Source organism: Ensifer sp. D2-11, assembly GCF_054161295.1.
This window is the reverse complement of the sequence record NZ_CP096435.1, coordinates 685,093-708,235: the sequence shown is the minus strand read 5'-3', so window position 1 is coordinate 708,235 and position 23,143 is coordinate 685,093. Positions and strand designations below refer to the sequence as shown.

Here is a 23,143-nt window from a genome sequence, read left to right as displayed (position 1 = left end):
GGGCGGAATTTTGCCGACTCCCGACCGTCCCAGTCGGGTGGGAGCCAGCGTTCGGCGTGGTTGTGCCGAACAGTTTGATAGAACGCCAGAAGCAGACCTTGATCACCCAGCATGATCTGGCGTCATATTTTGTTTGCTGAGACCGGAGGTCCTAGATGAAAGGTCATTGTGATTGCGGAAGCGTGGTTGTCACAATCCCGGAATTGCCGAACGAGATCAATGCGTGCCCGTGTTCCTTCTGCAACCGGGCTGGTGCGCAATGGGGATACTTCCCAGCCAAAGCAGTCGACGTGAAAGGCGAAACCCAAGCCTACTGCCGTGCATCGCGCACCATTGAGTTTCACCGCTGTGCCATATGCGGCATCCTTACCCATTGGCAGACCAATGACCGACGGATCCGATACACGGGAGTCAACATGAGGAACTTTGATCCGGAAGTGATTGCGACAATCACAGTTGTGGCGAATCCCTGAACCAGCCTGGCGCTGTCGGCTCAAACGAGCCGCTCATGCACCCGGTACCGATTACGCAACCTGCAATAGAGTATCCCGCTGACTTAGAAGCCCAGCTTGCCAGTTTGCAAAAAAGATGAGAATACGGTTCAACTTACTTGGCCTGAGATGTGGATTGGCGCCGAACGACAGTGCAATTTCCCTGCTCGCACCGACATCTGGCACCTTGAAGAGGAAGAACTGATCTACAAATGAGCTTCTGGCATTCCATGTCTTGGAAAACCGAAGGCATTCGGGTCACGGCGCCAGTCCAATGGCGCCAATACGATGGGATGGTCAGCGTCCTTTGGGAGGCGGAAAGTCAAGCCGGTGCCAGTGGCTATTATCTCGCGGACGATCCGCGCATCATGTTTTTCTTCAACGACGTCTCGTCGAACGTTCGCATTTCGAACCGGGACACTGATCTAGCGAGGAATTCGCGCCCTATGGCGCGTGCCGTGTATGTTCCCGCCGGTATCCCGTTGTGGACAGGCAGTCTGAAGACACACAGCTTCAGCCACCTCAATCTGCACCTTCACAAGGATCGGGTGTTACGGTTTCTGGCTCCATCGGTTGGGAACTCCGCAGCGCGGACGGCGTTGCGCCGGCCAGTCGAGCTTCAAAACGTGGCGGCAATCGATGCGTTGGCGAAGTTGCTCGCCGACGAAATAAAGAGCCCTTCCAAGCCTGCAGTCTATGCGGAGAGCCTTATAGGCAGCATCGTCGCCGGGCTTCTGGATATTCCTGCCGAAAGGGAGGAAAGGGCTGGCGGCAGGCTGACACAGGCACAGATGAACAAACTCATCTCGCATATCGACGCGCTTGGTGATTATCGAATGTCTGTCGCCGATATGGCTGCCGTCGTTGGCCTGTCCGAAAGCTGGTTTGCAAACGTCTTCAAGCAGACAATGGGCAAGACACCGCTGCAATGGCAACTTGCAAAGCGAGTCGAGCTTTCGAAAAAGCTGCTCGGCGAAAGCGACCTCCCGGTTGCCAGCATCGCCGCGCAGCTCGGTTTTTCCGATCAGGCACATCTGACGAAGGTCTTCCGCCAGATCGTTGGCGAAACTCCCGCGGCTTGGCGGCGGATGCGGCAATTCCGGGAATCGTGAAGATTCCGCCGGCAAGTCGCGAGGGGATGACTTGCCCTTACCAGGTCTGGCGCAGCGTGGCGAGAATGCTGCGTCCCGGATTGTAGTAGACCGCCCCGGAGTCTTTGCTCGCCACGTGTTTTTCGTCGAATATATTGTTGACATTCAGCTGGAACGTCGTGTTTTCCTGAACCTTGTAGGTGAAGACTGCATCGAAGACGAATGCACTCTCCGACGATGAGGTGTTAGTGATGTCGGTGTAATAGGCGTCCGCGTAGCGAGCGCCGAGCCCGAACATCATGTCGCCCCGCGCACCGTCGCCCTCAAGCGTGTAAGTGCCACACACCGAAGCAATATTCTTGGGAACACGCATCAGGCGGTTGCCATCATTAGCACCGCCGGGTTCTTCAATCTTGGAATCGATGTAGCTGTAGGCGGCAATCACGCTGATATTGTTCGTTACCTCCGCCTTGGCTTCGAGTTCGAAACCACGATGTCTGACCTTTTCGACGGTTTGCGGCAGGTAGGTGACCTGGTCAAAAACCGTAATGTTGCCCTTCGTCAGGTCGTAGACGGAAGCAGTAAACAAGGCCGGAAAGGCATCTGGACGATATTTGATCCCGACTTCATACTGCTTTCCCGTCGTAGGATCGCTACCTGCGGCAGGCGGCGCGGCCGACTCGGCGTAGCTGATGTAGGGCGCCAGCTCCTCGGTAATCTTGTAGCTCGCGCCGATCCGCGTCGTAAATTCGCTGTGGGTGCCAGCCCGCGTGGTACCCGCAAGGAGATTTGTCTCGCTAAGATCGAGCCAGTCATTGCGCAAGCCAACGCTCACGGTGAACTTATCGGAGAAGGTCAAATCTTGCTGCAGATAAATAGCGTTGGTCTGCTGGTCGTTGTTTGTGCTGGCATAAGGCGCCATCGCGCCGGGCCCGCCTGAATAGATCGGGTTTTCCCAATCGATCGAAGGCGCAGGCGTGTAAAAGTTGGCACTGTCCGATTCGTATTTATTATAATCGGCACCGAAAAGTGTGCGGCTTTCCACATTGTCGAGACTTGCTTCGTAAATCAGGTGCGCATCGATGACGAATTGTTCGGTCGATTTCTCGTTTCCGAAGAAATAGCGACCCGCCACGGTCGAGCCATCGGTTGGCGTGCTGCCGATATAAGCACTGCCGAACCCGTCGTTCAGCTTGCTGTAGCGGGCGTTGGAGCTGACACTCAGGCCGTTGCCGAAATCGTGGTCGAAAAGAACGCTGTAGCTATTGCGGTTCGTCTCGGTGAAGTAATAGTCCGGTTCCCCAAAAAACTGATCCCTGTCGAAATCAGTCCCGAGCGGGTGGCCACCGCTGCCGGGAACTCCGTCCTTGTCGAGATGATCGAAGACAAATGTCAGACTTGTCGCGTCAGTGGGGCGCCACGTCAGGCCGCCCATGACGAAGTTCTCGTCATCCTGAGAATAATCGTATTCCGCGTCCGATCGCTGAAATTTGCCGGTCAAACGGTAGGAGAGGGTGTCGTCCGCTGTCAGGTTGTCACCGAAATCAAAGCCCAGTTCCTTATGCGAGAACGAGCCGCCCGTGCCATAGACTTCACCGAAACGATCGGTCTTTGGCGTTTTCGTGACATAGTTTACCGATCCACCGGGTTCCGCCGCTCCAAAGGTTGAGGAGCTGGCGCCCTTCAACACCTCAATACGCTCGAAAGCATAGGGCTCTTCCCTGACCCCTGCAAAGGTCCTGCCGATCGCCAAGCCGTCGCGATACGTATACGGAGTGAAGCCGCGAATATCGAAGTAGTCATATCGGTCGTCCGAACCATAAAAGTCGGTCACCACCCCCGCCGTATATTGTACGACTTGCTCGATGGTGTCGGCGGCGCGTTCCTCAATTTCTTTGGAGGTGATGACGGATACCGAGGCAGGGGCTACCAGGAGATCGGTCGGCATCTTGCCGGCGCCGGTCGTTTCGGTGGCGATGATCGACTTTGAATCGTCATCCGTATTGAGAACGCTTCCGCCACCAGTGCCCTGCGCCACAATCGTCTCCAGCACCGTTGCGTCGCCTTCAGTGCCTGCGTCCTGTGCAAACGAGAGGGCAGGCGTTAAAGCAAAAAGTGCTGTGCAGCCCAACAGAAATGCGTTTCGTGAAGGAAACGCTGCCCTCGTCGGCCAGCGGCCAGTCTGATCGATGTCCATGTTCATGTTCCAATTGACGTAAATGCTGAAAGCGGGCCTCAAATACCAATGCCCAACCGGCCCCGGCGTGAAGCCGTTCTCCCACCAGCCGCTATTAACTGGAGCAGTATTGTCCAGTATTGTATGTTTCCCCGGTTTTGTACGATCCGCCGGAAATCTCCGCCCACTTTCTGATTATCGGCGGCTTTGCCGTTGACGCCGCTTAATTAAGCTGAGAGTGGGGGTCAACTTAAAACGTTGAATGGAGTGTGGCGATGAGGCTGTTCCGTTTCGCTGTACTGGCAGTCATAGCCCTTCTTTGGACAGGCAGGCACGGCACTGTGTTCGCTGCCGAGAGTGCTGCGTATCCCATCACCATCGAGCATGCCTTCGGCAACACCATCATCGCGAAGAAGCCGGAGCGTGTCGCAACCGTCGCCTGGGCGAACCATGAAGTGCCGCTGGCTCTTGGCATCGTGCCGGTTGGAATGGCGCGCGCCAACTTCGGCGATGACGACAGAGACGGCATTCTGCCGTGGGTCGCCGCACGGCTCGGTGAACTCAAGGCTGAAAAGCCGGTGCTTTTCGACGAGGGGGATGGCATCGATTTCGAGGCGGTCGCCGCGACGCGACCGGACGTCATCCTTGCGGCCTATTCGGGTCTCAGTCAGGCGGACTATGACACGTTGAGCGAGATTGCACCTGTCATCGCCTATCCGCAGGCTCCCTGGTCGACCGACTGGCGCGAGACGATCCGATTGAACAGCGCGGGGCTCGGGATGGCTGCGGAAGGGGAAGCGCTTATAGCCAGCATCGAAGCTGAGATTGCCCTTACGCTTGACGGACATCCCGAACTCAAGGGCAAATCGGCAATGTTCATAACCCATCTCAGCTCGTGGGATCTCAGCGTCGTCAATTTCTACACGACCAACGATACGCGCGTCAGGTTTTTCGCCGATCTCGGGCTCAGATCGCCGAAAAGCGTGGTGCAGGCATCACAACCCGGAAAGTTCTCAGGCTCCGTCAGCGCCGAGCAGATCGATGCTTTCGACGACGTCGATATTCTCGTTACCTACGGCGACGGGATGCTTTTCGATGCTTTGAAAGCCAACGCGCTGATGCAGCATATGCCTGCAATTGCACGGGGATCCATTGTCATGCTCGGCAACAACGCGGTCGGTAATGCCGCCAATCCCACGCCACTGTCCATCAGATGGGTCCTGAAGGACTACGTGGAGCTGCTCAGCGAGGCAGTCAAGAAGTCAAAATGACCGCGGGGATTATCAAGACATCGGACGGGCGTTGGTCGCCCGTGTCCCGTTCCAACCGGATGCGAAGTCTTTGGCTGGCAGCGCTTTTCGCGCTTCTGATGATCTTGCTTGTCGCCTCTGTTACGGTCGGTACGCGCTATGTCGGGTGGGACGATGTCGCCGCGGCACTGGGCGGTGCGCAGGATAACATCGGTCGCGCATCGGTCGCGTTGCGCATTCCGCGGACCTTGCTGGCCCTGCTTGCGGGGGGCGCTCTGGGGTTGGCCGGAGCGATCATGCAAGGCGTGACCCGCAATCCGCTTGCGGACCCCGGCATTCTCGGCGTCAATATGGGGGCATCTCTCGCTGTTGTCGTCGGCGTCGCCTGGTTCGGGATGTCGTCGCTGTACGCGTATATCTGGGTGGCGATCCTGGGGGCTGGGTGCGCCGCGATCTTCGTCTATGCCATAGGTTCGCTGGGCAGGGGCGGCGCGACCCCTTTGAAGCTGGCGCTGGCAGGCGTGGCAACGTCGGTCGCATTTGCGTCCATGATTATCGCCGTCGTGCTGCCGCGTGGCGATATCGCAGGCGGTATTCATTCCTGGCAGATCGGTGGCGTTGGCGGCGCGACTTACGGGCGCATCCTTCCCCTATTGCCGTTTCTGCTTATAGGGTTCGTGATCAGCCTGTTGTCGGCCAGAAAACTCAACTCTCTTGCACTCGGCGACGAGCTTGCGACCGGGCTCGGCGAAAGCGTCGCAACCGCGCGTGCCGTTGCTTCCCTCGGCGCCATCCTTCTCTGCGGTGCGACGACAGCCATATGCGGGCCGATCGGCTTTCTCGGACTGGTCGTGCCGCATCTCTGCCGCCTGTTGATTGGCGTGGACCATCGGTGGCTGCTGCCTTTTTCGACGCTCGCAGGCGCGTGCCTCCTGCTCGCGGCGGACGTTGTCGGGCGCATCGTCGCGCGCCCTGCAGAGATCGACGTCGGCATCGTCACCGCGCTGATCGGTGCGCCATTCTTCATCTGGATCGTCCGGCGCCAGCGCGTGAGGGACCTGTGACATATCCCTCATCCACCCTTGACGTCGTGATCGCACACCGTAGCAAAAGCGCGCGCAGGCACGCGGTCATTCTCGCGGTGTTGCTGACCCTGGTCGCAGTGATCTTCGCCGTCACCTTGTCGGTTGGGCAATCCGTCACGCCGCCGAGCGATGTTCTGCGCGTGCTCCTCGGTGAACCGGTTTCCGGCGCATCCTTTACGGTTGGGCAACTGAGGTTGCCGCGCGCCGTGCTGTCGATTCTTGCAGGATTATGCTTTGGACTGGGCGGCGTGGCGTTTCAGGTCATGTTGCGCAATCCGCTCGCCAGTCCCGATATCATCGGGATTACCTCTGGCGCTGGGGCGGCTGCCGTTTTCGCCATTGTAGTCCTGTCTATGGACGGGCCGATGGTTTCGGTTATCGCTGTCGTAGGGGGCCTTGGCGTGGCGCTGCTCATCTATGGCCTTTCCTTTCGCAATGGGGTCGCCGGCACCAGGCTGATCCTTGTCGGTATTGGCGTTTCCGCCATGCTGCAAAGTGTTATCGCCTATATCCTTCAATCGGCGCCTGCCTGGAACTTGCAGGAAGCGATGCGTTGGCTTACTGGCAGCGTCAACGGCGCTCAGCTCGGCCAGGCGCTGCCGCTTCTGCTTGCCCTCCTGTTCTTCGGCGGGCTACTGCTCGTTCGCAGTCGCGATCTCGAGACATTGCGGCTGGGCGACGATATGGCGGCCGCTCTTGGAACCAGGGTCTCGCATACAAGGATGCTGGTGATTGTCGCCGCGGTCGGACTGATCGCGTCGGCGACCGCGGCAACGGGGCCGATCGCCTTCGTCGCTTTCCTGTCGGGACCGATCGCCGGCCGGATCGTCCGAAACGCCGGCTCGGTGCTGATCCCGTCTGCACTGACGGGCGCCGTTCTCGTGCTTGCCGCCGATTATGTCGGGCAGCACCTTCTGCCGAGCCGCTATCCTGTGGGCGTCGTAACCGGGGCGCTTGGCGCACCCTACCTGATATACCTCATCGTTCGCTTCAATCGGATCGGGGGGGCTTTATGACCGATCATCTACTGGTCGCCAGCGGATTGACGGCCGGCTACGACAATACCGAAATCCTGCATGCGCTCGACCTCACCATTGCCCCGGGCAAGATCACGGTGATCGTCGGCGCAAATGCCTGTGGCAAGTCCACGTTTCTTCGCACGCTCTCGCGGTTGATCGCGCCCAGCAAGGGACAAGTTCTCCTCGACGGCAAATCCATCCACCGGACACCGTCGCGAGACCTCGCCCGGACGCTGGGTCTGCTGCCGCAATCGCCGATCGCGCCGGAAGGCATTACCGTGGTCGACCTGGTCAGCAGGGGACGGCATCCGCATCAAAGCTTGTTTTCTCGCTGGACGCGACAAGACGACGAGGCGGTCGACAGTGCGCTTACGGCGACCAAGACATTCGACCTTGCCGAACGGCCGATCGACGAGCTCTCCGGCGGCCAGCGGCAGCGAGTCTGGATCGCCATGGCACTCGCGCAGCAGACCGAGATCCTGCTGCTCGACGAGCCGACGACCTTTCTCGACATCAACCATCAGATCGAGGTGCTCGATCTGCTGACCGATCTCAACAGCACGCGTGGAACGACGGTCGTCATGGTGCTGCACGATCTCAACCTTGCTGCCCGCTATGCCGACCATCTCGTGGCGATTGCCGGTGGGCGCGTGCACATTTCGGGTACTCCGGAAGAGGTGCTCACCGAAGAGACCGTGCGGCATGTTTTCGGCCTCGATAGTCGCGTTATCAGCGATCCCACGTCGGGCCGGCCGATCATGCTGCCGATCGGGCGACACCGGATGGCCGCCATCGACGCCATGGGCGATGCACCACAAAAGGAGAGGAGCGCATGAACGCAGTTCATTCATTCAAGCTGTCCGGCGTAGCGGTCTGCGGCAGCGGTGCCGACATGCTCGACGAGATCTGCGAGCATTTTGTCGAACATGCCGAGGTCGAACGGATAGACGACTTGGCGGTGCTGCGGAGCGAGCTCGGTGTCGCGCGCATCAGCATCGAAAACGCGGGCTTGTCGATCGAGCTCGACTGCCCGACGCGTGAAACGCTGCACATGAGCCGCACGATCCTGGCGGAACATCTTTTCTATTTTGCCGAAGACCAGCCGTTCGAATTGACCTGGTCGGAACCGATTTCCCTGTCGGTGCTCCCGAACCTCCATGAGGTGACAGTCGTCTCGGCGCACGATGTTACGCCGCATATGCGTCGCGTGATATTCTCCTGCGCCGATGTAACGCCTTTTGTGGGTGGCGACATGCATGTCCGCCTGCTGGTGCCGCCGAAGGGCAAACCGCCGGTCTGGCCAGGCTCCCGGCAAGACGGCCGCATCGCGTGGCCGGAAGGCGAGGACAGGCTTCTGGTTCGTGTCTATACCATCCGCGCCGTCGATTTGGATCGGGGCGAGTTGTGGATCGATTTCTTGCAGCATCCCGCTCCTGGCGTACCGACTCCGGGTGCAGACTTTGCGCGCGACGCGCAGCCCGGAGACGTGGCCGCGCTGCTAGGGCCAGGCGCAGGCGGTCTGCCAGCGGAGCGCTCCATTTTACTGATCGGCGACGAGAGCGCCCTACCAGCCATAGCACGGATCGCGGCCGAGGCTCCGGCTGAAACGCATATACGTGCCATCATCGAGGTTGAGGACAAGGCGGAAGAGCAACCGCTTCTGACCGATGGCGTGCTCAACGTGCGTTGGTTGCACAGGGGGAGCTACCCGCAAGATGCTGCCGGTATTCTCGTGTCCGAGGCGAAAGCAGCGATAGAAGCCGTCGATGACGAAACGTTTGTCTGGGCTGCGTGCGAAAGAAGAGACATACGAGCAATCAGGACCTTCCTCAAAGCGCGGCAACATGATCGCAGGAAGATGTATGTCGCTTGGTACTGGGAAAGAGATGTGAAAATCGCATAATGTATCGACGGGAAGCTTGCCACGTGGGACCTGGAGTGCCGCAGCCGATCGCTAGAGCACGTCCACTTTAAACCGGGTCATATCCTGCTGCTGCGAAGTAGTTCGCACACTCTTGCGGCTCGAAGAGTTTGACGATGTCGCCAACGGTGTTCCACAGGGCGTCGACGGAGCGTTCGGCCCGTGCCCGCAGAAGCGCCTTGAGCTTTGAGAAGGCGTTTTCGATCGGGTTGAAGTCGGGGCTGTAGGGCGGGAGATAGAGCAGCGTGCAGCCGGCGGTTTCTATGGCCTGTCGGATGCCATCTGCCTTGTGGGCCGGCAGGTTGTCCATGACGACGATGTCGCCGGGCGTGAGGGTCGGCACGAGAACCTGCTCGACATAGGCCCGGAAAGCCACTCCATTCATCGCCCCGTCAAGGACCATCGGCGCGGTCATGCCGGAGAGCCTGAGCGCCCCGGTGAACGTCGTGGTTTTCCAATGACCGTGCGGAACGCCCGATCGGCAACGCTCTCCGCGCGGCGCGCGACCGCGAAGCCGGGACATCTTCGTGGAAAGACCCGTCTCGTCTATGAAGACGAGGCGGGCTGGATCGAGATCAAGCTGGGCATCGAACCAGTCCTGACGCCGCTTCAAGAGGTCTGGCCGCTCCTGCTCCAATGCATGTGCGGTCTTTTTTTGAATGTGAAGCCGCGCTTGCGCAGCCAGACGTCGAGGGTGCTGCGGCCGATAGAGACGGATCGGTCCTCTTCCAGACGCAAAACCATCTCGTTCAGCGTGATGTCCTTCGACGCCTCGATCATGCCGATGATGAAAGCCTCATGATCGTCGAGACGGGAACCTCCAGGTCGACCCTGCTTGGCAGCGCTCACCTGACCCTGCCGGGCGCTCGCGATCCAGGCAATCGCCGTCGAAATCCCGATCCCGAACCGCGCTGCAGCCGACCGCGCGGACATCCCACCAGCCGACGCAGCCAGAACCCGGTGGCGAAGATCATCACTCAATGCTCGGGCCATGTTCCCTCCGACAAATCAAAGACAGGAGGAGGGAATCACAGAACGCTCTGAAAAGGAATCCTCACGCCGATTCCGCTTTCATCGGACGCGCTCTAGTGTGTTCTCCGACGGAAAAGGTTCCAACCAGAAGCGGAGATCGTTCGCCGCATTCGCTCAGAGTACCCCCGTGATCGATCGAACACCCGGAAATCACTCACCTGCTATCGAACACTTCGAGCATTGCATCGCTGATCGCCTCGCCGAGCACGGCCGCAGTTTCCATCAGTGCTTCCTCGTTCACGTCGCGAGCTGCTAGCGCGAAGGCCGCGCCTTCCGCGGTTACAGTTTCCTGCGCCCGCTGGATTGCCCACAGGCAAAGTCGCTACGGCTGCGGATTTCGACGGTCTCCAAGATCTCTCTCTGAAAGCAAATGCCATATAGCGGATTTAGAGGACGAGTCAGTCCGAGGAGTCGTTTTTGACAACCAGCCGGAGGCCGACCCTCCGATCAGCCGACCGACGGTCTTCGACCGTTTCAAGACCTAATCCGCCGCGGGTCCGCGGCACCGCGGGTGCTCGCAGCATCCCGGCAGTCTCAGGTGCGTGGACAGCCGAAGTTCGGCCCTCGGAGGGCGGTCCGCTTCGGGCCAAACCGTGCCACTCATCGTCCGGACGGTGCTGGTCTGCCATAGGGCAAATTTATCGGATTGCCGCCCTTCGGCAACCGACCGAGGGCGCTGCTTTTCCGAGCGCTGTGGCTAGTACGTCGGCCAGGCCGCGCCCGGCGCTGCCGTCCTCATCAAGGCGCGGATTGTAGATGGTGATTTCGATGCCGACTGCCTTGCCGCTCTCCAAGGCAACCCGAAGCGCGGTCCCTAGCTCGTCCCACGACAACCCGCCCGGCACGCGGAAATCGACAGCCGGCATGATGACGTCGTCGAGGCAATCGGCGTCGAGATGGATGAAGAAGCCGTCCAGCTCCTCTCGCGTCAGGTGGTGGACCGCTTCGCGCGCGGCGGCCTCGATGCCCATCGCGCGCACGGCGGGAAGGTCAATCGCCTTGAGCTCTTTGGGAAGCGGCTGGCTTCCGTACTCCTCCTGGTCTTCATGATCGCGATACGCGAACGCGACAGCGTCTTCGGGACGGACCAGAGGACGGCGACCTTCAATGTTAGTCAGGTGCGACGGGCCGTAGCCGGTGACAAGGGCAAGGTCCATCGAGGCGCCCTCACCATTGGGTTCCGCCTCGGGCTGGAAGAAATCGGCGTTGCCGTCGATGAAGAACAGGCCGTAGCTGCCGCGCCGCCGGAACGCGAGCATGGAGCCCAGCACGATCGTGCAATCGCCGCCGAGTACTACCGGAAATTCGCCCGCGTCAAGTACCGCTTCCACCGCGTCGGCGAGCTTTGGCGACCACGCCGCAATTGCCCTGGCATTCAGGGTGCCAGTCTCGGGATCGGGCGTAGGGTCCTTCGGAAGCACCGCCAGCCGCTCGGCGCGGCGCGCATGGATGCGCTCCGCAAGACCGAGGCGCAAGAGCTGGTCGGGCAAGTGCTCCACACCGTCGGTCGCGAGGCCCAGCGTAGAGGGGGCTTCGAGAATTGCATAGGGAAGGGTCGGCATGGGCGCCTCCGTTAGCGGCTATTTTGCGGAGTAGGTCACTGCCTCGATCTTGTGACCGTCCGGATCGCGGACGAACGCCCCATAATAGTTGGCATCGTAGTTCGGCCGCAGCGCCGGAGCGCCATCGTCGCGGCCACCATATTCTAACGCTGCTGCGTAAAATCGATTGACCATCGAACGGTCCTCGACGGCAAAAGCGATATGAGTGCCATTGCCCACGGTCGCTGGTTTTCCATCAATGGGAACCTGAACACTGAAGTGAAACGTGCCGCTTCCGTAGCCTAGTCCACCCTCGTCTTCGGCCATCGGCAAAAGGCCGACGATGGGCAAAACGGCATCGTAGAAGCGCTTTGAACGCCCGACATCATTCGTCCCTACCGAGACATGGTGGATCACAACTACCTCCGCTCCAGTTTTGTCCCCCTAACGGCAGTTTCTGGTCATTGTTCCCTCAAAGCCGACTGTCGTTTGTGGCCAGAATGGACCGAAGCGAATCCGGAACCGCTGAGCCAGCAGCAACCGGTATCGCTCCCACGCCATCCGGGTTACGATGCGTAGCTGAGAACGGGCGCCTCGTCGGACCACCTACGTCAGGAGGGCAGTGTGAAATCGCCAACGGTGAGAGTTATGGCCGCGGCCGAGGAAGATCTGGCGATCGAAACGGTCATGCTGGCGTTTGCAGCGGACCCTATGGCGCGATGGACCTGGCCGCATGCGCACCAGTACCTTGCGGCCATGCCGCGAATGATCCGGGCGTTCGGAAGCAGCGCATTCTCTCACGGGAGCGCCTTTTGCACCGACGGCTACGCCGGAACGGCGCTGTGGCTATCGCCCGGGGTGCATTCCGACGAGGATGGGCTTGGTGCGGTGCTCGAGAGCACGGTTGCACCCTCTCTTGCCCCCGAAACCACGGCCGTATTCGAGCAGATGGCGACGTATCACCCCTCCGAACCACATTGGTACCTGCCCCTGATCGGGGTCGACCCGGCGCATCAAGGCGAAGGTCACGGCGACGCCTTGATGGCGTACGCACTCGCACGGTGCGATCGCGATCACGCGCCAGCCTATTTGGAATCCTCAAACCCGCGCAACATTCCGTTCTACCGACGCTACGGCTTCGAACCGCTCGGCGCGATCCAGGTCGGTTCATCGCCGACGCTCGTCCCGATGCTGCGGCGGCCGCGTTGAGCTTCGGTTCGATCAGATAGTTTGTGGCATACGGCCGCCGAGCGCCACAGCCGCCATACGAAGATGCAACGGGCCGGCGAGACCGTTTGCCGGCGGGCGCCTAGTCGATTTAGGCGATATCCGCTTTTAGATGGCGCATGAACTTCTATGGGAAAGAGCATGCTGCCCACTAATAAAGGCGTCCATTGCCGCATTGGAGGAAGGGGGCAGTACGCTATCTTTCAACGTTGGAAGGCCGTGTAGCCTGTGGGCCTTTCGGCGGAAGGAGACAGTTAATGTTCAGACAACTCGCTGACATATATCGTGCCTACTTGGATTGCCTCAATCGGCAAGCCTGGGATGAGCTTGGCCGATTCGTTGACAACGAAGTCCAGCATAACGGTCGGCTGCTAAGGGTATCGGGCTACCGGGAAATGCTGGTGAAGGACTTCGAAGACATTCCGAATCTGCAGTTCAACATTCAACTGCTTATATGCGAGCCGCCGCGCCTTGCCGCCCGACTTTCATTCGATTGCTCCCCGAAAGGCGAGTTCTTGGGCCTAAGCGTCAATGGACGACGAGTGTCCTTTACGGAGAACGTTTTCTACGAATTCGTAGGATCGAAGATCGCCTCGGTATGGTCGGTAATTGACAAGTCGGCAATCGAGGCCCAACTCCCATAGTAGCGAGAGTAGGGGAGAGTTGGTCCACGACGGCTTGCGGCCGAAACGATGCGTTCTCGTTGACCGGTAGCAACGGGTCGTATGCTGCCTTCGGCGACGATCAGGGACGGCTTGTCGATGGCAGGTTGGCGCCCAGCTTTCAAAGAGATGCGTCGGACCGAGGTTCAATCCTGATCGGCAACCACCTCACCATCCTGCCATCGATATGAGCTGAAGAGGACGCCGGAAGACGTCGAAGGTCTGCACGCTCGCCGGCACGGCGGGTCGAAGCCGAGGGCCACTCGGGAGTCCTGTCCTACAGGTCTTTCGTGATGCGTCCGAGAGGACAGCGCGCGGCATCATCAACTACAAGGGTCCTGACGCTTGGATCGTTCACCACGATATCGCCATGAGCTCGTCGCTGACGGCGCGAGTTCGTAAAGGGAATAAATTTGCAGGTGGATTCCAGAGGTTGAGTGGCTGTGCGAAACGAATGACTGCGTGAGGCCGGACGATCTTAAGAGCTTCGTCGATGAGCAACTCACGGGACCACGCTAGGGGAAGTAGTGAGTATATTCGGGAGTTGATTCGTCGAGATCAGGATGGCCTCGCGCTGCGTAGGCTGTGCTTGACGGAGCCTCGTCCGCACCAACTGAGCCAGTCGACGCGGCTTATTTTACCAGTCTGCGCGATCGAGTTGGTCAGCAGAGCAGTGAATTAAAGAACATTGTTCGCGCGAATTGGCGCGCAGCGACGTCGAGGCGGCCATCGACCATTACGCACGCGAAGCAGGAACCGATTTAGCCACCGGCTTTATCGACGCACTTCAAGCGGCGTACGCTTTAGTTGCGAGCCATGCCGAGTCCGGGTCGTTGCGGTATGCATACGAGTTGGGATTGCCTGACCTGCGGAGTGTAGGTCTGAAGCGACATGCCTATCTCATTTTCTATCGTGACCAGCCAGGTCACGTCGACGTGTGGCGTGTAGCGTGTGCTACATGATAAGCGGGACATTCCGCAATGGATGCAAGAACCGAACAGTCACCGACCGCTCGGACATTCCCACTGTTGGAAGCTAGACTGGGAGGGCAATCGACTTGCCGTCCCTTTTGACAAGATAGGTCCCGCCGCGTTCCGCTTTTCCATTACGCCGCCTGAACGGTCTCTTGATGTCGCGTTGGACCCGGACTCCGCAGGCGTGCCGCCACTCAGGTCGCCCGCAGGAAGACGATCGCTTAATTGCGAACATCGCCGAGACCAGTTTCGGCCGGAGGCACGGCCGGTTAGTGCATGCCGAGAAACTGCCGCAGTTCAGGTGTCTGCGGTTGGGAAAAGACCTCTTCCGGCGGACCTATCTCGTGAACGCGGCCCTGATGCATGAAGACGACGCGCGAGCAGACGTCGCGGGCGAACTTCATCTCATGAGTAACCATGAGCAGCGTCATGCCCTCGGCGGCAAGGTCGCGCACCACAGCTAGTACCTCCGCCACCAGTTCTGGGTCGAGCGCCGAGGTGATCTCGTCGCAGAGGAGCGCGATCGGCTGCATTGCCAAGGCGCGAGCGATTGCCACTCGCTGCTGCTGCCCGCCGGAGAGTTCGTCCGGATAGGCGTCGAACTTCTCGACGAGGCCGACGCGCTCCAACATCTTACGGGCCACGACTTCGGCCTCGGCCCTCGGCGTCTTTCTGACGACCGTTTGTGACAGCATGACATTGCCGCCGACCGTCAGGTGCGGAAACAAATTGAACTGCTGGAAGATCATACCGACCTTGAGCCTGAGCGCCTTCAGATGCGCTTCGTCCTCGATGAGCTGGGCGCCAGCAACAGCGATCAAACCCTTGCTGATCGATTCGAGGCCGTTGATGCAGCGCAAGAGCGTAGACTTGCCCGAGCCGCTCTTGCCGATGATGGCGATCACCTCGCCAGGCTGGACGTCGAGATTAATACCCTTCAAGACCTCGTTGCTACCGTAGCTCTTGCGGACGTCAGTGATTTCGATGAGCGACATTGAGCTTCCTTTCGAGGATCTGGCTGCTCTTTGAGAGGGGCCAGCACAGCGCGAAATAAATGAGGGCGACGAGGCCGTAGACGGTGAAGGGTTGGAAAGTGGCGTTGGTGACGACGGTGCCGGCCTTCGACAGTTCGACGAAGCCGATAATCGAGGTCAGGGCCGTACCCTTGATCACCTGCACCGAAAAACCGACCGTCGGCGGCACGGCGATCCGCGACGCCTGCGGCAGGATGACGTGACGCATCTGCTGCAGCCACCCCATGCCGAGGCTCGCAGAGGCCTCCCACTGACCCTTGGAGATTGCCTCGACGCAGCCGCGCCAGATCTCGCCGAGGAAAGCGGCGCTCCAGAGGATCAGCGCCAGTCCCGCAGCAAGCCAGGCCGGCACGTCGACACCGAAGAGACCAAGGCCGAAGAAAGCGATGAAGAGCTGCATCAGGAGCGGTGTACCCTGGAAGAGTTCAATGTAGTATTTCGCGAGCGCCCGCAGCCACTTGCGCCGGCTGATGCGCAAGACAAGTAGAACCAACCCGGCAATGCTGCCGCCGGCGAAGGAGACAAGCGAAAGTACAATCGTCCAGCGGGTGGCGAGCAGCAGGTTGCGCAGAATGTCCCAGAGGGTGAACTCGATCATCGCACCGCGCTCCTTGGGAAAAAGTAGTCACCAACCATCGTCAGCAGCTGGCGAAGCAGGATCGCAAGAATGAGATAGACGACGGTCGAGACCATGTAGGCCTCAAAAGCGCGGAAGGTTCGCGATTGGATGAAGTTCGCTGCGAAGGTCAGGTCTTCTGCCGCGATCTGGGAAACGACTGCGGAACCGAGCATAACAATCACGACCTGCGAAGATAGCGCTGGCCAGATGCGCTGAAGCGACGGTACCAGCACCACGTGGCGAAAAGTCTCGAACGGGGTCATGGCAAGGCTCGCGCCCGCCTCGAATTGGCCCTTTGGCGTCGCCTGGATACCTGCGCGAATGATTTCGCAGCTATAGGCGCCGAGATTGACGACCATGGCGAGATTGGCCGCCTGCAACTCGCTAAGTTGGAGGCCAAGCGATGGCAGGCCGAAAAAGATGAAGAAGAGCTGGATCAAGAACGGGGTGTTGCGGATTAGCTCGACATAGGCGGCGACAAACGGCTCCGCCCAGGCCGGTCCAAGAGCCCTGGCCCAGGCGCAGACGACGCCGAGCAGGATGCCGGCCACGCCGCCGACCGCGATCAATTGAAGAGTGATCGCGATCCCCTTGAGGATCTGCGGGTAGTATTCGAAAAGCCAGCCGAACTCGAAGTGGTAATTCAAGGCGCACTCCTGTCATGAGAGGCTGACGCCACCCCCGCTCTCGCGTAGTGGCGCCCAGGGCGATCGATCAGAGATCCTTGGGTAGATCCGTGCCGAGCCATTTCTGGGCAATGGCATTCAGGCTGCCGTCGGTCTTGGCAGCGGCGATGATGCCGTTGACCTTTTCGAGCAGCGCCGGCTGTTCCTTGCTCAAGCCGATATAGCAGGGCGAGTTCTTGATGAGGAACTTGAGTTCCGGCCGCTTCGGCGGGTTCCTCGCGAGGATCGCGGCGGCGACCACGTTTCCCGTAGCAACCGCCTCGACTTGACCGGAAAGGAAGGCGGAGATGGTGCCATTATTATCTTCGTAGCGCTTGATAACGGTGTCGCCTGGCGCAACCTCAGTCAGTTCGAGGTCCTCGACGGCGCCGCGGGTTACGCCGATGGTCTTTCCGGCCAGCTCTTCCGGCTTCGTGGCCGCGAATTCGGCTGGCGCGAAGACGCCGTTATAAAAGGGCGCATAGGCAATTGAGAAATCGATCACCTTTTCACGGTCGGGATTTTTGCCGAGGCTCGAAATCACGAGATCGACCTTATTGGTCTGCAGGTAGGGAATGCGGTTGGCACTGGTAACCGGCACAAGCTCCACCTTCACGCCGAGTTTCTCAGCGATTAGATTTGCCATGTCGATGTCGTAGCCGACCGGCGCCATGTCGGTACCGACGCTGCCGAAGGGCGGGAAATCCTGAGGCACCGCGACGCGCAATGTGCCACGTGCGGTGACGTCGCTGAGCGCATCGGCATGGGCGCTGCTACCAAAACCGATCGCGACTGCTATTGCCGTCATAGCGACGAAAAGTCTCCTGGAAATCATTGGTTCATTCTCCTCTGTTGGTCTGCTGTTTTGCTTTTCGGGGTGTATTCGTGGCCTCGTTCTGCGGAGGAAGCGAAAGCGAGTACCTGAGGTCGGCCAGCGGATCGGGGCGTCGTGTGAGGTCAAGCCCTGTCTCCACCTCGTCGGGATGCTCGACTGAAAGTGCTGCCGCTTTCTCGAAGTCCCCCTCCTCCATCGCCGCCACAATTCGGCAATGACCGAGATGCGATTGCACCGCGTGAAATTCGGACTGGTAGAGCAAGGAGATCAGGATCGTGCGTGCGGTCAGGTCACGCAGGATCTCGACGAGAATAGCGTTGCCGGAGAGTTCGGCTATGCGGATGTGGAAGTCGCCCATCAGACAGGTGAGGCGCTGGCGATCGCCGGCCGCGATCGCGTCTTTCTCCTCCACGAGATGCGCATGAAGCTTTTCGCGGCCGCTGTCGGTAAGCGCGTCCATGCCGCGCAGAAGCCCCGCCTCGATGACCCGGCGTGCCGCGTAAACGCCGATCGCCTCTTCGGCCGAGGGCTCTACAACGAACCAGCCTCGCCGCGCGCTGACCTTGACGACACCGCGCTGCTCGAGCCGCATCATCGCCTCGCGAACCCTGGTACGTGAGACATTGAAAAGGCTGGCGACCTCATTCTCGCTCAGGCGCGTACCCGGACGTATGCGCGCGGACAGGATGCCGGAGACGACGGCCTCGTCAATGCTGGTCTGAGCGTTCTTTGATGGCGACAAATCTTGCATACAAGCGGTGTAAGCAAGGCTTGTGCCAACATGAACTCCGCTCGTCTTTCAGCCATTTGCGTCGATCCTGCCGTTTCACATAGCGCTCGGCCGTCGCGCCAATCAGCATCTGCTTACAATTTGATCAGCAGCAGGAATCGGTTTCGTCGGCTACGCAAGGACAAAGCTGTCCCGGCGGGGACAAGCGCCTCCAGATGCTCTCCGTTTAATGTAAAGTCACCAGGGACGGGATTGGCCGCGCGCTCGAGGTGCTGACGTCATCCTGTGATTACAGCCAGCAGACGCAATCCCTAATGATGTACTTGGCGGAAGGTTAAGCATGCGTCTGCGCGCAGTGCTTCAACAGAAAGTTCCGGACCGCTCCCGTCTCTACCGCCTGCTACAAAACATTTCTGCAGGCTGAGACTGTTGGAAAACAACCGCAATTGGCGCATTCTTGCCGGACCGTCCTATCCTTCTGGCCCTTGAGAGAAAACTGCTTCCAACCTAGATTGGGAGGCTGTCAGGCCACCTCAAGCTGAGAGTCTTTCGCCCCTTGCGCGCTCAACGGCGCGGGAGCCTTGCTTTGCAGGTGGGAAGCGTTAAGTCGACGCGCCACGATATCGTGGTTGAGCCACTGGATGGGGCCGGAGGGGATCTGAGGACGCGCCAAAAATCAGCTGCCCGGTCGCCTCCACCACGAGAGCACTCAGGAGGTCGCTGATCATTGCCTTGCTGTCCCGATGCATCTGCGTGATCTCGTTGGATGTGCCGATGGTCAGATCGGCCTGTGCTTGGCTGTTCGCCATCGGCCACGCCGAGAAGTCGTAAAACGGTCGCATGGCTTCGTTGGCCTGCATATCGGCAATTTTTTGGAACACACCCTTCATCGTGAAGCCGTCTGCCAGAAGCTTCTGACATGCCTGCCATTGGTCCTCTGCCCATTGGCCACCGTTCTCTTTCCGCAAGGCGAGTAGCAGAGGATTCAGCGGAAGTTTCACCATGACACAAGGACGGGGGCTGTTGCTCTTGTCAACTTGGCCGCCTGCTTCAGATCGCCTCGGCAACAGCTTTCATCCACACGGCCACGGCCGCGGCGCCACCGTCTGGAGCCCCGATGGCACGATCGCCCATATAACTGGCGCGGCCAAGTTTAGGATTCATGACCGTCGTCGATTGCGCGCCGGCTTCAGCCGCTTCTGCAGCGGCCGCCCAGGTCTGTCGCGCAGAAGCGCCATTGGCGTGCTTGAGCGCCTCCAGGGCGGGATGGAGCGCGTCGAGCATCGTCCGATCGCCGGGCCTTGCACCGCCGATTTCGCTGACCGCGGCAACGCCAATGGCGAATGCCTCGCGGAAACCACTGAGGCTGATGTTATTGCGGCCGGCGAGATGCCGACCGGCTCTCGTGAGTGCGACTGCATAGAACGGGCCTGAGCTCCCGGCAATGGCGCGACGCAGCGCGTTGGCGATGGCAAGGAGCGCCGAGGAGGGGTTTGCCCACGCCTCCAGGGGGAGGGCCCGTATGGCTTCGGCGCCGCGAACCATGCTAGCGCCTAGGTCGCCGTCACCCGCCTTGCTGTCTAGCTCAGTAAGGTAAGGCTCGGCAGCCTCCAAAGCCTCGGCAACTGCGATGCCGATCATTCGATGCTGTTGCGCATGGCTGCCGACCTCGGTGGTCTTGGCAGGGCCTTGCACCGACCGGGCGGGTGCCGCGACTACGGTCCGTTGCCTGGGTATTCGCCCGGATCCGGGCCAAGCGGGAGCTTCCGCCTCTGCGTCGAGCAGCGCCAATTCCTCGTCCTCGACTTTGAGGAGGGAGATCGAGCAACCGGGCATCTCGAGAGCCGTCAGGAAATTTCCCTTCCAGGCCCTTTCCACAGAGATACCGTGTTCGCGCAAGGCAGTCAGCGCACGTCGGCCGATGATCGCGAGTTCCATCGGGGGCGTGGCACCGAGGCCGTTGACAAGGAGCGCGACGCGATCGCCAGGCCTCAGCTCGAGATCTTGCGTTATTTCAGCGACGAGGTGGTTGGCGAGTTCGTCCGCAGATTTAAGGCCCGCCCGTTCCACGCCCTTCTCGCCGTGAATTCCCAGGCCAAGCTCGATTTCGCCCTCTCCGAGCTCGAAGCCGGGCCGACCGGCAGCCGGCACGGTGCAGGCGCCGAGGGCAACGCCCATGGTTCCGAGCCGCGATGCTGCCGCCCGCCCGATCTCCGCAACGACCTTAAGCGGTTTGCCCGACGCGGCCGCGGCGCCAGCGATTTTGTGGACCAGGACGGTTCCAGCGATGCCGCGGCGGCGCTCCGGTGCGACTAGTTGAGAAAGCGCTACGTCGTCGGCGACCACGACAATTTCGACCGGAATTCCGTCGACCTCGGCAAGTTCGGCGGCCAGGCCGAAATTCAGCCGGTCGCCGGTATAGTTCTTGACGATCAGCAAGGCGCCCGCTGGTCCTGCCGAGGCGCGGATTGCCGCAAGAATGGCGTCGACGCTTGGTGACGTGAAGACGTCGCCTGTGACCGCAGCCGCCAGCAGACCCCTGCCGACATATCCAGCGTGTGCAGGTTCATGGCCCGCGCCGCCGCCGGAGATGACCGCCACCTGCCTAGCTTCAGGATCGGGCAAATCGGCCCTGAGCGCAACGTTTTCGGTGTCGAGGAGTGCGAGGTTCGGCGTCATGTCTGCCAGACCTTCCAGCATCTCCCGCACCACGTGGCGGGGGTCATTGATCAGCTTTTTCATGTGTCCTCAGTTCTCCACTTTCAGGAACGCAGCGAGACAGTTGGTGGTGTCTTCGATCAGCGCCCGACTCATAGCCGTTATCCCTGCCGCACCGAGAGAAAGAAATAGTACGTGGCCCCAGACCAGAAAACTATCACGTTCGGTAGCCGATCAGCGCCGAGCAGATGATCTCCCTATCGAAACCCAAGGGTCATCATCAGTAAGCGCTATACTCAGAACCTTAACCGCTGGGCCGGGCGACCATTTCGTTCTCGTTCCATCCCCACCCATAGCGGTAGCATGTCTAGCGGCGAGTGAACCATACAAATTGAGGAAGATCCTACGGCCGAGCGACAGCGGCACGACAGGTCATCAGGACCTGTCCGGTTCCCTCAACGTTCCGGAAGCTTGAGCGCACCGCCTATCTTAACCGCGCGGATGGCGAAGTTTGAGCGGATGTCATTGACGCCCGGCAGTGCGAGAAGGGTTTCGGTCAGAAGTTCCTCATAGGCGGACAAGTCCTTCACGACGACTTCGGCGAGGAAATCGGCGTTGCCGGAAATCAGGAAGCAGGAGACGACTTCCGGAATCGAAAGGAGGGCCGCTTGCTGCGCCTCGGCGTTCTCGCGGCTGTGGTGCCCGACTTTGATCTCGACGAAAACGGTGAGCCCAAGTCCCACCTCCTTGCGGTCGATATCGGCACGATAGCCACGCAACACGCCCGACTTTTCCAGATTGCGGATGCGGCGCAGGCACGGTGACGGCGACAAGTTCACACGCTCGGCAATCTCCACGTTGGTGGCGCGGGCATCTTCCTGCAGAACGCGCAGAATGGCGATGTCGAATTTATCAAGGTGCGGCATATCCGGTAAGTCTCGCGGCCATGATTGGCAGATAATTGCTGATATTGCACGATCGTCGCCATAAATAGCAAGGACATGCCCGAGTGTGCGGACCTATTCTTCCTTTAGACGGACCACGGCCGGACCGTCCACGGAAGGACAGGCAATGAGCACAACGATGATTTCTCCCGATGCGAAGACCTCAAAGGGCGCCGGCTATGCGGGAGCCAGCGTGACCGTCCTCATCTGGGCGGCTTGGGTTCTGGCGACGCGCCACACGGCCTCGACCGGGCTTGGAACCATCGACATCGGGCTCTTGCGCTTCGGCATACCGGCACTGGTGCTGTCGCCTGTGTGGCTGCGAACCGGCCTCATGCCGAAATCCGTGCCGCTCGTGGTTCTCGCGCTGATGGTCGCCGGCGCCGGTGCGCTGTTCTTCCAGGTCACCGCTTTTGCTCTCCATGCGACTCCCGCAGCGCCGGCCGGCATATTGCTCGGCGGCTCGATGCCGCTTGCCACGGCGCTGATCGGCATTCTTATCTTTGGCGAACGGCCGGACCGGATGCGGGCGCTGGGACTTGCAACTATAGTGTCAGGCGCGGCGCTGCTTTTCGTCGGCAGCCTGCTGACGAGCGGAATGACCGCGGCGGGATTCGTTCTGCTGCCGCTTGGTGCGCTTCTCTGGGCAGGCTTCACGCACGCGTTCCGGCGCTCGGGGCTGCCGCCGATCGAGGGTACCGCGATCATCGCGATCTGGTCCTTCCTCGTTCATCTGGTGCTCGCCGCAATCTTCGGCTTCAGCCTGCACACGGTTCCGCTGCCTGAACTCGGATTGCAGGTCATCAGCCAGGGGCTACTCTCGGGTCTCGTCGCTACTTTCGCCTACGGCGTCGCGATCCGCGCACTCGGCAGCATCCAAGCGGCCGCATTCACGGCACTGACGCCGGTTCTCGCGACGCTGGGCAGCGGGCTTCTTTTGGGAGAAGCCGTCGGAAAGCTGGAAATCAGCGCCGCCTTCATCACCGCCACAGGGGTGGTGCTCTCGACCGGCATTCTTTCGAAACGGCGATGAAGGTACACGCTTCCTCCCGACGGTCGGTCGCCCCTACGCAGTTGCGCTTCACTTTATTCGTCATAACCAACTCGTGGCGGGACTTACACCCGCAGGAGCGCGCCCATGCCGGGCGTACAGTGAGGAAAGCCACCGTGAAGGCGGCTTCTTCGCCAT

21 protein-coding genes and 4 pseudogenes are annotated in these 23,143 nt (G+C 60.2%); 12 read left to right on the top strand and 13 right to left on the bottom strand.

Going from position 1 to position 23,143, the window contains the following annotated elements:
* Positions 1-155: 155 nt before the first annotated feature.
* Together M1D34_RS29185 and M1D34_RS29180 are read left to right on the top strand one after the other, a co-directional pair.
* Positions 156-473 carry a GFA family protein gene (locus tag M1D34_RS29185; protein WP_498784595.1) on the top strand — a complete coding sequence of 106 codons (318 nt, stop codon included), beginning with the start codon at positions 156-158 and terminating at the stop codon, positions 471-473.
* Between the two features lie 230 nt (positions 474-703).
* Complete coding sequence (locus tag M1D34_RS29180) at positions 704-1,603, top strand: helix-turn-helix domain-containing protein (protein WP_498784593.1); 900 nt, start codon at positions 704-706, stop codon at positions 1,601-1,603.
* Positions 1,604-1,640: 37 nt separating this feature from the next.
* Here M1D34_RS29180 and M1D34_RS29175 read toward each other — a convergent pair whose 3' ends face one another.
* Positions 1,641-3,779: a TonB-dependent siderophore receptor gene (locus M1D34_RS29175; protein ID WP_498784591.1), complete on the bottom strand. Its 2,139-nt coding sequence runs from the start codon at positions 3,777-3,779 to the stop codon at positions 1,641-1,643.
* A 254-nt stretch (positions 3,780-4,033) separates the two neighbouring features.
* On the opposite strand from M1D34_RS29175, the gene M1D34_RS29170 reads away from it, so the two are divergent.
* Genes M1D34_RS29170 through M1D34_RS29150 form a run of 5 tightly spaced genes read left to right on the top strand, consistent with a single transcriptional unit; the run spans position 4,034 to position 9,015 of the window.
* Positions 4,034-5,029: an iron-siderophore ABC transporter substrate-binding protein gene (locus M1D34_RS29170; RefSeq protein WP_498784589.1), complete on the top strand. Its 996-nt coding sequence runs from the start codon at positions 4,034-4,036 to the stop codon at positions 5,027-5,029.
* Positions 5,026-6,072, top strand: coding sequence for a FecCD family ABC transporter permease (locus M1D34_RS29165; RefSeq protein WP_498784588.1), 1,047 nt, complete (start codon positions 5,026-5,028; stop codon positions 6,070-6,072). The genes M1D34_RS29170 and M1D34_RS29165 overlap by 4 nt, the downstream gene beginning before the upstream one ends.
* The gene (locus M1D34_RS29160; protein WP_498784586.1) at positions 6,069-7,109 is read left to right on the top strand and encodes a FecCD family ABC transporter permease; all 1,041 of its coding nucleotides are present in this window, start codon (positions 6,069-6,071) and stop codon (positions 7,107-7,109) included. The genes M1D34_RS29165 and M1D34_RS29160 overlap by 4 nt, the downstream gene beginning before the upstream one ends.
* Positions 7,106-7,948, top strand: a complete 843-nt coding sequence (locus M1D34_RS29155) for an ABC transporter ATP-binding protein (protein ID WP_498784584.1) — start codon at positions 7,106-7,108, stop codon at positions 7,946-7,948. Before M1D34_RS29160 ends, M1D34_RS29155 begins: the two co-directional genes overlap by 4 nt.
* Positions 7,945-9,015 (top strand): DUF2218 domain-containing protein, encoded by a 1,071-nt coding sequence (locus M1D34_RS29150; protein ID WP_498784582.1) that lies wholly within the window; start codon positions 7,945-7,947, stop codon positions 9,013-9,015. The genes M1D34_RS29155 and M1D34_RS29150 overlap by 4 nt, the downstream gene beginning before the upstream one ends.
* 67 nt (positions 9,016-9,082) lie before the next feature.
* On the opposite strand, the gene M1D34_RS29145 is transcribed toward M1D34_RS29150, so the two are convergent.
* From M1D34_RS29145 to M1D34_RS29130, 4 genes and pseudogenes are all read right to left on the bottom strand, one after another.
* Positions 9,083-10,026 (bottom strand): IS630 family transposase gene (locus tag M1D34_RS29145; protein ID WP_498779537.1). Its coding sequence is split into 2 segments (ribosomal slippage): positions 9,083-9,690 and positions 9,690-10,026, totalling 945 coding nucleotides; the frame shifts between segments, so codons are not numbered across the junction.
* 193 nt (positions 10,027-10,219) lie between these two features.
* Positions 10,220-10,416, bottom strand: a pseudogene (locus tag M1D34_RS29140) (hypothetical protein).
* 287 nt (positions 10,417-10,703) lie between these two features.
* Positions 10,704-11,627: an arginase family protein gene (locus M1D34_RS29135; RefSeq protein ID WP_498784580.1), complete on the bottom strand. Its 924-nt coding sequence runs from the start codon at positions 11,625-11,627 to the stop codon at positions 10,704-10,706.
* 18 nt (positions 11,628-11,645) lie between these two features.
* Positions 11,646-12,023 (bottom strand): VOC family protein, encoded by a 378-nt coding sequence (locus M1D34_RS29130; protein WP_498784578.1) that lies wholly within the window; start codon positions 12,021-12,023, stop codon positions 11,646-11,648.
* A gap of 231 nt (positions 12,024-12,254) precedes the next feature.
* Here M1D34_RS29130 and M1D34_RS29125 point away from each other — a divergent pair, with 231 nt between their 5' ends.
* From M1D34_RS29125 to M1D34_RS29110, 4 genes and pseudogenes are all read left to right on the top strand, one after another.
* Positions 12,255-12,815, top strand: coding sequence for a GNAT family N-acetyltransferase (locus M1D34_RS29125; RefSeq protein WP_498784576.1), 561 nt, complete (start codon positions 12,255-12,257; stop codon positions 12,813-12,815).
* 275 nt (positions 12,816-13,090) lie between these two features.
* Entirely contained in the window at positions 13,091-13,477 is a 387-nt protein-coding gene (locus M1D34_RS29120) for an ester cyclase (RefSeq protein WP_498784575.1), read from the top strand.
* 429 nt (positions 13,478-13,906) lie between these two features.
* Positions 13,907-14,173 (top strand): annotated as a pseudogene (locus tag M1D34_RS29115) (ribbon-helix-helix domain-containing protein); the annotation flags it as partial.
* A pseudogene (locus tag M1D34_RS29110) lies at positions 14,173-14,500 on the top strand (type II toxin-antitoxin system RelE/ParE family toxin); the annotation flags it as partial. The pseudogenes M1D34_RS29115 and M1D34_RS29110, both read left to right, overlap by 1 nt.
* Positions 14,501-14,738: 238 nt before the next feature.
* Here M1D34_RS29110 and M1D34_RS29105 read toward each other — a convergent pair.
* The 8 genes and pseudogenes from M1D34_RS29105 to M1D34_RS29070 form a co-directional block, all read right to left on the bottom strand.
* A complete protein-coding gene (locus tag M1D34_RS29105; RefSeq protein ID WP_498784573.1) occupies positions 14,739-15,464 on the bottom strand; it encodes an amino acid ABC transporter ATP-binding protein in 726 nt (241 codons plus the stop codon).
* Entirely contained in the window at positions 15,442-16,101 is a 660-nt protein-coding gene (locus tag M1D34_RS29100) for an amino acid ABC transporter permease (RefSeq protein WP_498784571.1), read from the bottom strand. The genes M1D34_RS29105 and M1D34_RS29100 overlap by 23 nt, the downstream gene beginning before the upstream one ends.
* The gene (locus M1D34_RS29095) at positions 16,098-16,769 is read right to left on the bottom strand and encodes an amino acid ABC transporter permease (protein WP_498784569.1); all 672 of its coding nucleotides are present in this window, start codon (positions 16,767-16,769) and stop codon (positions 16,098-16,100) included. The genes M1D34_RS29100 and M1D34_RS29095 overlap by 4 nt, the downstream gene beginning before the upstream one ends.
* Before the next feature lie 67 nt (positions 16,770-16,836).
* Complete coding sequence (locus M1D34_RS29090; protein WP_498784567.1) at positions 16,837-17,622, bottom strand: transporter substrate-binding domain-containing protein; 786 nt, start codon at positions 17,620-17,622, stop codon at positions 16,837-16,839.
* 4 nt (positions 17,623-17,626) lie between these two features.
* A complete protein-coding gene (locus M1D34_RS29085) occupies positions 17,627-18,373 on the bottom strand; it encodes a GntR family transcriptional regulator (protein WP_498784565.1) in 747 nt (248 codons plus the stop codon).
* A 502-nt stretch (positions 18,374-18,875) separates the two neighbouring features.
* Positions 18,876-19,350: pseudogene (locus M1D34_RS29080) on the bottom strand (enoyl ACP reductase FabMG family protein); the annotation flags it as partial.
* Positions 19,351-19,402: 52 nt separating this feature from the next.
* Positions 19,403-21,094, bottom strand: a complete 1,692-nt coding sequence (locus M1D34_RS29075; protein WP_498784563.1) for a dihydroxyacetone kinase family protein — start codon at positions 21,092-21,094, stop codon at positions 19,403-19,405.
* Between the two features lie 371 nt (positions 21,095-21,465).
* The gene (locus tag M1D34_RS29070) at positions 21,466-21,936 is read right to left on the bottom strand and encodes an Lrp/AsnC family transcriptional regulator (protein ID WP_498784562.1); all 471 of its coding nucleotides are present in this window, start codon (positions 21,934-21,936) and stop codon (positions 21,466-21,468) included.
* Between the two features lie 145 nt (positions 21,937-22,081).
* On the opposite strand from M1D34_RS29070, the gene M1D34_RS29065 reads away from it, so the two are divergent.
* The gene (locus M1D34_RS29065; RefSeq protein WP_498784560.1) at positions 22,082-22,987 is read left to right on the top strand and encodes a DMT family transporter; all 906 of its coding nucleotides are present in this window, start codon (positions 22,082-22,084) and stop codon (positions 22,985-22,987) included.
* Positions 22,988-23,143 lie beyond the last annotated feature (156 nt).

Coding starts and splice junctions, on each gene's coding strand:
- M1D34_RS29185 (WP_498784595.1), top strand. CDS start 156: ATGAAAGGTCATTGTGATTGCGGAAGCGTGGTTGTCACAATCCCGGAA.
- M1D34_RS29180 (WP_498784593.1), top strand. CDS start 704: ATGAGCTTCTGGCATTCCATGTCTTGGAAAACCGAAGGCATTCGGGTC.
- M1D34_RS29175 (WP_498784591.1), bottom strand. CDS start 3,779: ATGGACATCGATCAGACTGGCCGCTGGCCGACGAGGGCAGCGTTTCCT.
- M1D34_RS29170 (WP_498784589.1), top strand. CDS start 4,034: ATGAGGCTGTTCCGTTTCGCTGTACTGGCAGTCATAGCCCTTCTTTGG.
- M1D34_RS29165 (WP_498784588.1), top strand. CDS start 5,026: ATGACCGCGGGGATTATCAAGACATCGGACGGGCGTTGGTCGCCCGTG.
- M1D34_RS29155 (WP_498784584.1), top strand. CDS start 7,106: ATGACCGATCATCTACTGGTCGCCAGCGGATTGACGGCCGGCTACGAC.
- M1D34_RS29150 (WP_498784582.1), top strand. CDS start 7,945: ATGAACGCAGTTCATTCATTCAAGCTGTCCGGCGTAGCGGTCTGCGGC.
- M1D34_RS29135 (WP_498784580.1), bottom strand. CDS start 11,627: ATGCCGACCCTTCCCTATGCAATTCTCGAAGCCCCCTCTACGCTGGGC.
- M1D34_RS29125 (WP_498784576.1), top strand. CDS start 12,255: ATGGCCGCGGCCGAGGAAGATCTGGCGATCGAAACGGTCATGCTGGCG.
- M1D34_RS29120 (WP_498784575.1), top strand. CDS start 13,091: ATGTTCAGACAACTCGCTGACATATATCGTGCCTACTTGGATTGCCTC.
- M1D34_RS29105 (WP_498784573.1), bottom strand. CDS start 15,464: ATGTCGCTCATCGAAATCACTGACGTCCGCAAGAGCTACGGTAGCAAC.
- M1D34_RS29100 (WP_498784571.1), bottom strand. CDS start 16,101: ATGATCGAGTTCACCCTCTGGGACATTCTGCGCAACCTGCTGCTCGCC.
- M1D34_RS29090 (WP_498784567.1), bottom strand. CDS start 17,622: ATGATTTCCAGGAGACTTTTCGTCGCTATGACGGCAATAGCAGTCGCG.
- M1D34_RS29085 (WP_498784565.1), bottom strand. CDS start 18,373: ATGCAAGATTTGTCGCCATCAAAGAACGCTCAGACCAGCATTGACGAG.
- M1D34_RS29075 (WP_498784563.1), bottom strand. CDS start 21,094: ATGAAAAAGCTGATCAATGACCCCCGCCACGTGGTGCGGGAGATGCTG.
- M1D34_RS29070 (WP_498784562.1), bottom strand. CDS start 21,936: ATGCCGCACCTTGATAAATTCGACATCGCCATTCTGCGCGTTCTGCAG.
- M1D34_RS29065 (WP_498784560.1), top strand. CDS start 22,082: ATGAGCACAACGATGATTTCTCCCGATGCGAAGACCTCAAAGGGCGCC.